The 224-nt window shown below is 43.3% G+C and carries 1 pseudogene; it reads left to right on the top strand.

Annotated elements, in window-relative coordinates:
- Nucleotides 1–224: pseudogene (locus RJP21_RS31500) on the top strand (helix-turn-helix domain-containing protein); the annotation flags it as partial.

Below are 224 nucleotides of genomic sequence, written 5' to 3'. Positions count from 1 at the left end.
AGTTGAAAGCTCTGTCGAAGCCCTCGAAGAACGTATCAAGCAGCTTGAAATGGAGAATGAGTATCTAAAAAAGTTGAATGCCTTAGTTCGAAACAAAGAAAAATCACCAAACAGGACAAAGCACAAGCCGTCTGGGAACTGAGGCATAAATATCCGGTGAAGGCACTCGTACAGCTGTCTGGTATCCCGCGCAGCACCTATTACAACCTTATAAAGCGTATAAA

Source organism: Paenibacillus sp. VCA1 (assembly GCF_031583795.1).
Classification (GTDB): Bacteria; Bacillota; Bacilli; order Paenibacillales; family Paenibacillaceae; genus Paenibacillus_AQ; species Paenibacillus_AQ albilobatus.
This window is presented reverse-complemented; position numbering and strand designations above follow the sequence as displayed.